The organism is Streptomyces sp. SID10853, assembly GCF_010548145.1.
Lineage (GTDB): Bacteria > Actinomycetota > Actinomycetes > Streptomycetales > Streptomycetaceae > Streptomyces.
The window spans coordinates 1-9,276 of sequence record NZ_JAAGLN010000262.1; the positions used below are offsets into that span (position 1 = coordinate 1).

Below are 9,276 nucleotides of genomic sequence, written 5' to 3' on the forward strand. Positions count from 1 at the left end.
AGCCGTGCGTACGCGCTGGCGCCGGGCCCGCACTCGACCGCCGTCTGGCTGGTGGCGGGCGGCGACTTCGGGCCCGAGCACGTGGCCGATGTGCCGGGCCGCTGCACCGGCGGGGTGTGGCTGGACCGTACGGGACGGATGCTGGCGCTCGACCGGGAGACGGGCGGGGTCACCAAGTCGGTCGCGGTCGACCTGGAGCGCGGCGGCGAGGTCACCGCGCTGCTCCAGATCGCCGACGGCAGCGACGACCGCCTGCTGCTGGCCGACCCGGACAGCGGTCTGCTGCTCGTACGGTCGGACGCCCCCGGGGACGACCGGCTGGGCTGGGGGGTGCTGGGGAGCCGGCGGCCGGTGCGGTTCCCGGAGTCCCTGCGGCTCGATGACGCGGTGCTGACGCCGTTCGCGGTGCAGCCGGGGCAGGTGCTGATGCCGGAGAGCTGCGGGGTGGCGCTGCGGATCGAGAGCGCGGCCGGCAGCCGGCTCGGGGTGTGGCGCCCCGCCGGGCGGCGGCTGCTGCAACTCGCGTCGCCCGAGGGATGGTTGGCGGGCACCGGGCTGTGGAGCACGGAGGGGGTGCTCCGGCTGCCCTGTGCCGCCGGGACGGGTCCCGTCGGTGTGGTGGACATCGAACCGCTCGGCGCGCTGCCGCTCGATCCCCGGATGGACTCGGCGTGTGACGTGACCACAGAACCCGCACAAGCGGAAGTCGCTGGTCAGGAACCGTGCGGGGCCCTGGTGACTCCTGCTGTGTGCAAGCCCGTACCGTTGCAGCAGGCGCCTCTGACGAGCCGCTCGCAGCCTGGTTAGAATCGCGGGCCTGCACACGCAGCAGTGATCGCGTACGCATGATCTCTGCATGCGTGGGAACAGCACTGCACAGCACGGCAAAGTAGCGATCACAGCGATTTGACGGGGGAGATTTCCCATCATGTCTGAAGCCAGGACCGACACCGCCCAGTCGCGCCCGCAGCCTGCGGCCGCCGACCGGGGCGAAGCCGGAGGCTCCGGAAAGCACCGGGGGGGTGCGGCGTCCACCGAGGCGTCCCAGGCGGAGACCAACGGCCGCCACCGCCGCTCGGCGGACCATCAGCACTCGAACGCGGCCTGACGGGCCACACACGCACCACAGTTCACGCGTCACCGTTTAACGCATCACCGTTTACGCACCATCGTTCACGCGTCACCGTTCAGCGCACACCGGAAGGGCCGGTTCCCGTTTCAGGCGGGAACCGGCCCTTCCGCCGTCAGCCGTATCCGGCCGGCGAGGCCGCCCGGATCAGCCGTGCTTGAGCGTCAGGACCTCCGCCGCCGCGAAGGTCTCGTTCGGCGGCCGGTCCGCGTAGTACGGCGAGATCACCTCGTCCAGTTCCTCGTACGAGAACACCGTCTTCGCCGTGTCGAACTTCGCCGCCACCCTGGGCCGTTCCACCACGGCGACCATGCCGCCGTGCACCACGAGCAGCTGCCCGTTGACCTGCGCGGCCGCCGGGGACGCCAGATAGCCGACGAGCGGGGAGACGTGCTCGGGCGCCAGCGGGTCGAGTTCACCCGCGTCCGGCTCGGCGAAACCGGCGAACACGTCCTCGGTCATCCGGGTCCTGGCGCGCGGGCAGATCACATTGGCGGTGACGCCGTACTTGGCGAGCGCCAGCGCGGTCGACGTGGTGAGACCCACGATGCCGCCCTTGGCCGCCGCGTAGTTGGGCTGGCCGGCCGAGCCCGCGAGGAACGCCTCCGACGAGGTGTTGACGATCCGGCCGTAGACCGGGCCGCCCGCCGCCTTGGACCGCTCCCGCCAGTGCACCGAGGCGAAGTGGGTGGTGTTGAAGTGGCCCTTGAGGTGGACCCTGATCACCGAGTCCCACTCGCTCTCGGACATCGAGAAGACCATCCGGTCGCGCAGGATGCCCGCGTTGTTGACCAGGATGTCGAGCTTTCCGTAGGTGTCGACGGCCAGCTGGACGAGTGCGCGGGCCTCTTCGTGGTCCGCGACGTCGCCGAGGTGGGCGACCGCCTGTCCGCCGGCCGCGCGGATCTCGGCGACGACCTCCTCAGCCGGCGCGGCGGACGCCTCTCCCGAGCCGTCACGGCCGGGCGCTCCGAAGTCGTTGACGACGACGCTCGCGCCGAGCCGCGCGAGTTCGAGTGCTTCGGCACGGCCGAGGCCGCGGCCGGCCCCGGTGACGATCGCGGACAGGCCATCAAGTGGCAAGGACATGGACGAGCTCTCCTTAGCGGGGGTCGGATCCCGGCGGCGGGGGTCGAATCCCGACGGCAGGGGGCGGATCCCGACAGTGGGGGGACGGATACCGGCAGCGGGGGGTCAGATCTCGATGCAGGTGCGCAGGGCCTCGCCGGAGCGCATCTGGGCCAGCGCGTCGTTGATCCCGGCGAGTTTCACCCGGTGGGTGATCAGCCCTTCGAGGTCGATACGGCCCGACCGCCAGAGCGAGATGGCCCGCTCGTACGAACGGACCACGTCCCCTCCCCCGTACATGGACGGCAGGATCCGCTTCTCGTCGAAGAACAGCTCGAACATGTTGAGCTGGAGGAAGTCGTCCATGGCACCCGCGCCGACGATGCACAGGGTGCCGCCGCGCCGGGTCGTCTCGTACGCGGTGCGGGCGGTGGCCGACTTGCCGACGACCTCGAAGACGTAGTCGAAGCCCTCCCCCGCCGTGATGCGCAGCTTGGCGTCGTCCAGCGCGTCCGGCGCGACCGCCTCGGTGGCGCCGAAGGACAGTGCGGCCTCCCGGCGTGAGGCCACCGGGTCGACGGCGACGATCTGGGAGGCGCCCCTGAGCCTGGCACCCTGGATGGCGGAGATACCGACACCGCCGCAGCCGATGACCGCGACCGACGAACCGGCCTCCACATCGGCGGTGTTGATGGCGGCGCCGAGTCCTGTGGTCACCCCGCAGCCGATGAGCGCGGCGATCTCGAACGGCACGTCGTCGGGGATCGGCACCGCGCACCCGGCGCCCACGACGACCTCCTCGGTGAAGGTGCCGGTCCCGGCGAAGCCGAAGACATCACCGCCCGGGCGCTTGAAGTTGGGGGTGCCCGCGTTCATGAACCCGGCGAGGCACAGCTCGGTCTGGCCGCGTTTGCACGCCGGACAGGTGCCGCAGGCGGGCAGCCAGCAGATGACCACCCGGTCGCCCTGCTTGACGCCGGTCACCCCGTCGCCGACGTCGAGGATCTCGCCGGCGCCCTCGTGGCCCGGCACGAACGGCGCGGGCTGCGGCAGCACCCCGTTCATCGCCGAGACGTCGGAGTGGCAGAGGCCGGTGGCCCGGACCCTGATCCTGACCTTGCCGGGGCCGAAGCCCACCGCCTCGATGTCGTCGAGGACTTCGAGCTTGTCCTGGCCAATCTCGTGCAGTACGGCTGCGCGCATGGTGCGGCTCCTCACATACGGCTGGTCTGGTGGATCAGGGGGTGGGCGTCGGTGACAGGAGGTGGGGGTGAGGTCGGTGGACGTGAGGTCAGTGGTGGGTGACGACCGTGTCGGCGAGTACCGGCGCCTCGTCACGCTCGACGGCCGAGACCGTCGCCTGGATCCGGCCCGGCGACTGCCACATCCGGATCCGCAGCGTCTCGCCGGGGAAGACCACACCGGCGAAGCGGGTGGAGTAGGAGTCGACGCGGGCCACATCGCCGCCCAGCGCCGTGTCGACCACGGCCTTGAGCGTCATCCCGTACGAGCAGAGCCCGTGCAGGATGGGCCGGTCGAACCCGGCGAGCTTGGCGAACTCCGGGTCGGCGTGCAGCGGGTTCCAGTCGCCGGAGAGCCGGTAGAGGAGCGCCTGGTCCTCGCGGATGGCGCGGTCCTCGGTGCGGTCGGGGGCCCGGTCGGGGACGTCGAGCCGCACGGAGGGGCCGCGCTCGCCGCCGAAGCCGCCCTCGCCGCGTACGAAGATCTGCGAGTCACTGGTCCACAACGGGCCCTGGTCGTCGGAGACTTCGGAGCGCAGCACGATGACGGCCGCCTTCCCCTTGTCGTACACGGCCTGGACCCGGGCGGTGGACCGCGCCGACGCCTTGACGGGGATCGGCCGGTGCAGGGTGATGGTCTGCCCGCCGTGCAGGACGGCCGCCAGATCCACCTCGATACCGGGTGCGGCGAGCCCGCCCATCAGCGCCATACCGGCGCCCGCGACAGTCGCGAAGCTGGGCAGGACATGGAGCCTGGACTCCAGGGTGTAGCGCAGTTCGTCGGCGGCGGTGGCCGGCCGGCCTGCGCCGATTCCCAGGTGGTAGAGCTGGATGTCCTTGTGGTCCCAGGCGATCTCGCCGGAGCGGGGCTGGGCGGCGATGGCCTGCGCGGCATCAATGGGCATGGGGCGAGCGCTCCTTGACGGTGGAAAGACCTCGGTGCGACCGTCCGCACCGTCAGGCGCACCGAGGTCGTACGGGACCGGCCTCCGGCGCCCTTTGTAGAACGCGTTCTAGGCCGATGGCCCCATGTATAACGCACCCCTCATGAGTTGTGAAGACTGCTGACGCCACGTCAGATATGCGTCCGTCGCACGGCCCACGACATCCGGCCACGGGTGCGGGTGCGGCCACGGGGGCGCGTGCGGGTACGGCCGTGACATTTGTCCCGGGCGGCCGGGTACAACCGCATCTGCCCGCGGAGCCCTCCGGCTCCGTAGCGTGTGGGCATGACGCAGACAACAGACACCGGACCCGCGGTGAGCTTCGCGGGAGCGGTCAAGACCTTCGGGGCGGTGCGGGCCGTGGACGGCGCCGACCTGGAGATCCGCCGGGGGGAGACCGTCGCCCTGCTGGGGCGCAACGGGGCCGGGAAGTCCACCACGATCAGTCTGCTGCTCGGCCTGGACGAGCCCGACAGCGGGCAGGTGCGGGTCTTCGGCCGGACACCCGCACAGGCGGTCGGGGCCGGGCTCGTGGGCGCGATGCTCCAGGCGGGGCAGCCCATCCCCCGGGTGACGGTACGGGAGCTGGTCGCCTTCGTGGCCAGTACGTATCCGCGTCCGCTCCCGGTCGCGGAGGCGCTGGACATGGCCGGGCTCGGTGCGTACGGGGCACGCCGGGTCGACAAGCTGTCCGGCGGCCAGATGCAGCGGGTCAGGTTCGCCGTCGCGCTCGCCGGGAATCCGGAACTGATCGTCCTCGACGAGCCGACCGCCGCGCTCGACGTGGAGGCCAGGCGGGCGTTCTGGGACTCGATGCGGGCGTACGCACGGCGCGGGAACACCGTGCTCTTCTCCACCCACTATCTGGAGGAGGCCGACAGCAACGCCGACCGCATCCTGGTCATCCACCGGGGCCGCATCGTCGCCGACGGCAGCTCCGAGCTGCTCAAGCGCGCGGCGGGCGGCAGCCTGGTCTCCTTCGACCTCGCGGGCACCGGCACCGAGGGCCTCCAGACGCTGCCCGGTGTCACCGCCGTGGAGATCCGCGCGGACCGGGCGGCGCTGCGTACGGACGACTCGGACGCCACCGTCGTCGCGCTGGCCGAGCGGGGCGCGATCCGCGGTCTCGCGGTCGCCCCCGCGACGCTGGAGGACGCCTTCCTGGCGCTCACCGCGCAGGGGGCGGACGACGACGTCCCGCCGGGCCCCGTGACTCCCGGGGTCCCCCCGCACACCGGACAGAAGGCAGCGGTCTGATGCTGGAATACGTGAAGCTCGAAGTGCGCCGGACGCTGCGCGACTCCGGGTTCGTCATCTTCGGCATCGGCATGCCGGTGGTGATGTATCTGCTGTTCACCAACATCGGCCCGAGCAACCCCGACTCGGCTGCCTGGCGGGTCACCTCGATGGTCGGCATGGCGGCGTACGGGGCGCTGGGCGCCGCCCTGGGGGTCGGCACCGGGGTCGCGTCCGACAAGTCGCTGGGCTGGCTGCGTCAGCTGCGGGTGACCCCGCTGCCGTCGTCGCAGGTGGTGCTGGGCCGGGCGATCTCCGGCTCGGTGACCGTGCTGCCGGGGATCGTGGCGGTGCTGCTGGCCGGGGCGCTCATCAACGGCGTACGGATCGACGCCTGGCAGTGGGCCGTCCTCACGCTGCTGCTGTGGGTCGGCGCGCTGCCGTTCACCCTGCTCGGGATCGGCAACGGCTACCGGCTGACCGCCCAGACCACGGGCGTGGTGAACGTGGCCTGTCTGATGGGGCTCGCCATCGTGGGCGGGCTGTGGTTCCCGGTCGAGGCGTTCCCCGGCTGGCTGCGGTCCGTCGCCCGCTACACCCCGACCAACCGCTTCGCCGACCTGGGCTGGTCCACCACCCAGGGCAACGCGCCCGCCCTCGGCACGGTGGCGGTGCTCGGCGCCTGGCTGCTGGCGTTCGGCACGTACGCGGTGATCTCGTACCGTCGGTCCGCGAGGACCGTGTGACGGGAGAGATCATGCACGCGAAGCTGGACCTGCTGAGGCGGCACTGCGCACACCGCGCGCGGCGGCGGAAGGACATCAGGGACCGGAGACGGCCGGGCCCGCCGAACGCCTTCACGCTGCTGCCGTGGCTCCTGCTCGGCCTGGGCAGCTTCTCCAATCTGATCGGCGGCGAGGCCCCGAACCCGTGGATCGGCGGGGCCGGGCTGCTGGCCTTCAACTCCCTCTACATCTCGGTGACGTTCCGGGCTTTCCACAAGGAGAGGCGGGAGAGCCGTACGACGCTCTGGCTGCTCGGCGCGATGGCCGCCATCACCTACGGTCTGGCCCTCGGCTACGGCGGCAGCTGGCTGCTGTACTTCCCGCTGCTCTCGCTGGCCGTGGGCACCACTCTGCGCGACCGGCGGCTCGGTTTCACCCTGATGGTCATCTCCGGATCCGCCGGATACATCTCGGGCAGCGAGGGGCACAGCCCGTGGGACCCCTGGACGCTGGGGTACGGCACGTTCATCTCGGGCGCGGTGACGGCCGCGATCCTGACGCTCTCCGAGACCGTCATGGAGCTGCGCTCCACCCGTCAGGAGCTGGCCCGTTCGGCCGTGGAGAAGGAGCGGCTGCGTTTCTCGCGCGATCTGCACGATCTGCTCGGCCACACCCTGTCGGTGATCGTGGTGAAGTCGGAGGCGGCCCGCAGGCTCGCACCGCGCGACATCGACGCGGCGCTCTCCCAGATCTCCGACATCGAGACCGTCGGCAGGCAGGCCCTCACCGAGATCCGCGAGGCGGTCACCGGCTACCGGGACGCCAGCCTGGCCGGCGAACTGGACAGCGCCCGCTCCGCGCTGACCGCCGCCGGTATCGAGCCGGTCGTACGGCAGTCGGGGCCGCCGCTGGAACCGCAGAGCGCCTCCCTGCTCGGCTGGGTCGTCAGGGAGGCCGTCACCAACGCCGTACGGCACAGCGGGGCCACCCGGTGCGAGATCACCGTGGACGGCGAGAAGCCGGAACGGGTGCGGCTGGTGATCAGCGACAACGGCCGGGGCGTCGGCTCGACGCCACCGGGCAGCGGGCTGAAGGGCCTGACCGAACGTCTCGCGGCGGCGGGCGGCTCACTGCAGGCGGGCCCCGGCCAGCGGTCCGGTTTCCGCCTGGTGGCCGAACTGCCGGTGGAGACCACCGCACCGGACAACGCCACGGACACCGCCCCCGGCACGTCCCACGGGGCGGTGCGCGGGACACCGGGCCCCTCGTAGCCGGTGGCCTTCCCGCCCTAATCTGTCTCCGTGAACGAAACGCCGCAGGACCACCCGGCCCGTTGTGTACGCGTCCTCCTCGCCGAGGACCAGGGCATGATGCGGGGGGCTCTCGCCCTGCTGCTCGGCCTTGAGGACGACATCGAGGTGGTCGCGCAGGTGGCCACGGGCGACGCGATCGTCGCGGCGGTCCTGGACGCGAAACCCGATGTGGCACTGCTCGACATCGAACTCCCGGGCCTCAGCGGGCTCGACGCGGCCGCCGAGCTGCGCACGCGGGCCCCTCAGTGCCGGGTGCTGATCCTCACCACGTTCGGCAGGCCCGGGTACCTGCGCCGCGCGATGGAGGCGGGCGCCGCGGGATTCCTGGTCAAGGACGGGCCGGTGGAGGATCTGGCCGCCGCGATCCGCCGGGTGCTGGCCGGGGAGACGGTCATCGACCCGGCCCTGGCCGCGGCCGCGCTGAGCGCCGGGCCCAGCCCGCTCACGGCGCGCGAGTGCGATGTGCTGAACGCGTCGGTGGACGGGGCGACCGTCTCGGACATCGCGGGGAAGCTGCACCTCTCGGAGTCGACGGTCCGCAACTACCTCTCGTCCGCGATCGGCAAGACAGGCACCCGCAACCGCATGGAGGCCGTACGCTCGGCCCGGCAGCAGGGCTGGCTCTGAGGCGGAGGCGGAGGCGGGAGCGGGCCCGGGGCGGTGGACGGGCCGGTAACGAGGCAGTGGCGGTGCCGGCCCCTAGTCGCCGGACGGTTCCGAGGCGGAGACCGGGCGGCCCGTGACCCGCGTACGCTTCCCCGGCATCCACACCAGCATCAGCAGCGCACCCGCGAGCAGGATGAACCCGCCGCACCGGAACGCCAGGGCGTACCCCTCGGTCAGCGCCTCGGCCCCCGTGCCGCCCCCGGTACGGGAGGCGGCGACGGTCGACAGGACCGCGAGGCCCAGTGAACCGCCCAGTGTGCGGGAGGTGTTGACCAGGCCGGAGACCAGGCCCGCGTCGCCCGGCGCCGCGCCCGATGTGGCGAGCGAGGTGAGCGGGGTCATGGCGAGACCGGCACCGGCCATCATCAGCATGCCGGGCAGCATGATCGAGGTGACGTACGCACCGTGCGCGGTCATCGTCGACTGCCAGCCGAATCCGGCCACGGTGATCAGGATGCCGGCGAACGCCAGGTTCCTGGCACCGAGGCGGGGCATCAGCCGCGGGGCGAACTTGGATCCGGCGACGACGCTCAACGAGCTGGGAATGAGGGCGAGTCCGGCGCGGAGCGGCGAGTAGCCGAGGACGTTCTGGGCGTACAGCGTCATGAAGAACCACATCCCGAAGCTGCCCGCGCCGCACACGAACATCGCGGCGTTGGCGGCGGCCACCGCGCGCACCCGGAACAGTTTCAGCGGCATCAGCGGCAGTGCGGTGCGCGCCTCGGCCGTCAGGAAGAGACCGATGAGCAGCAGCCCGGCGAGCAGCGGCACCAGGGTCGCAGCGGCCGTCCACCCCCGGGCCTCGGTCTGCACGATCCCGTACGCCAGGGTGGCGGTGCCGGCCGTGACCAGCACCGCGCCCGGCAGGTCGAGCCGCCGCGCGCCCGCGGCCCGGCTCTCGGAGATCCAGCGGGCCGCGCCCACCAGGACGAGCGCGCCGACCGGCACGTTGAT

10 protein-coding genes are annotated in these 9,276 nt (G+C 72.0%); 6 read left to right on the forward strand and 4 right to left on the reverse strand.

The annotated features are described in order from the left end of the window. Nucleotides 1-807, forward strand: an 807-nt coding sequence (locus tag G3I19_RS31150; protein ID WP_164267071.1) for a hypothetical protein, incomplete at its 5' end; no start/stop codon positions are given. A gap of 121 nt (nucleotides 808-928) precedes the next feature. After that, nucleotides 929-1,108, forward strand: coding sequence for a hypothetical protein (locus tag G3I19_RS31155; RefSeq protein ID WP_164267072.1), 180 nt, complete (start codon nucleotides 929-931; stop codon nucleotides 1,106-1,108). A gap of 168 nt (nucleotides 1,109-1,276) precedes the next feature. On the opposite strand, the gene G3I19_RS31160 is transcribed toward G3I19_RS31155, so the two are convergent. The 3 genes from G3I19_RS31160 to G3I19_RS31170 all read right to left on the reverse strand — a co-directional run bounded on the left by G3I19_RS31160 (nucleotide 1,277) and on the right by G3I19_RS31170 (nucleotide 4,343). Next, nucleotides 1,277-2,218: a 3-oxoacyl-ACP reductase gene (locus G3I19_RS31160; RefSeq protein WP_164267073.1), complete on the reverse strand. Its 942-nt coding sequence runs from the start codon at nucleotides 2,216-2,218 to the stop codon at nucleotides 1,277-1,279. Between the two features lie 105 nt (nucleotides 2,219-2,323). Continuing rightward, a complete protein-coding gene (locus tag G3I19_RS31165) occupies nucleotides 2,324-3,400 on the reverse strand; it encodes a Zn-dependent alcohol dehydrogenase (protein ID WP_164267074.1) in 1,077 nt (358 codons plus the stop codon). Nucleotides 3,401-3,488: 88 nt separating this feature from the next. After that, a complete protein-coding gene (locus G3I19_RS31170; protein ID WP_164267075.1) occupies nucleotides 3,489-4,343 on the reverse strand; it encodes a MaoC/PaaZ C-terminal domain-containing protein in 855 nt (284 codons plus the stop codon). A 354-nt stretch (nucleotides 4,344-4,697) separates the two neighbouring features. On the opposite strand from G3I19_RS31170, the gene G3I19_RS31175 reads away from it, so the two are divergent. The 4 genes from G3I19_RS31175 to G3I19_RS31190 are packed head-to-tail and all read left to right on the forward strand — an operon-like array spanning nucleotide 4,698 to nucleotide 8,283. Further along, on the forward strand, nucleotides 4,698-5,639 hold the full coding sequence (locus G3I19_RS31175; protein ID WP_164267080.1) for an ABC transporter ATP-binding protein: 942 nt from the start codon (nucleotides 4,698-4,700) through the stop codon (nucleotides 5,637-5,639). After that, nucleotides 5,639-6,364 (forward strand): ABC transporter permease, encoded by a 726-nt coding sequence (locus G3I19_RS31180; protein WP_164267076.1) that lies wholly within the window; start codon nucleotides 5,639-5,641, stop codon nucleotides 6,362-6,364. The genes G3I19_RS31175 and G3I19_RS31180 overlap by 1 nt, the downstream gene beginning before the upstream one ends. A gap of 11 nt (nucleotides 6,365-6,375) precedes the next feature. Continuing rightward, on the forward strand, nucleotides 6,376-7,614 hold the full coding sequence (locus tag G3I19_RS31185) for a sensor histidine kinase (RefSeq protein ID WP_164267077.1): 1,239 nt from the start codon (nucleotides 6,376-6,378) through the stop codon (nucleotides 7,612-7,614). Nucleotides 7,615-7,644: 30 nt separating this feature from the next. Beyond that, complete coding sequence (locus G3I19_RS31190; protein ID WP_164267078.1) at nucleotides 7,645-8,283, forward strand: response regulator transcription factor; 639 nt, start codon at nucleotides 7,645-7,647, stop codon at nucleotides 8,281-8,283. A gap of 72 nt (nucleotides 8,284-8,355) precedes the next feature. Here G3I19_RS31190 and G3I19_RS31195 read toward each other — a convergent pair. Continuing rightward, the coding region (locus G3I19_RS31195) for an MFS transporter (RefSeq protein ID WP_164267079.1) at nucleotides 8,356-9,276 on the reverse strand (921 nt) is incomplete at its 5' end.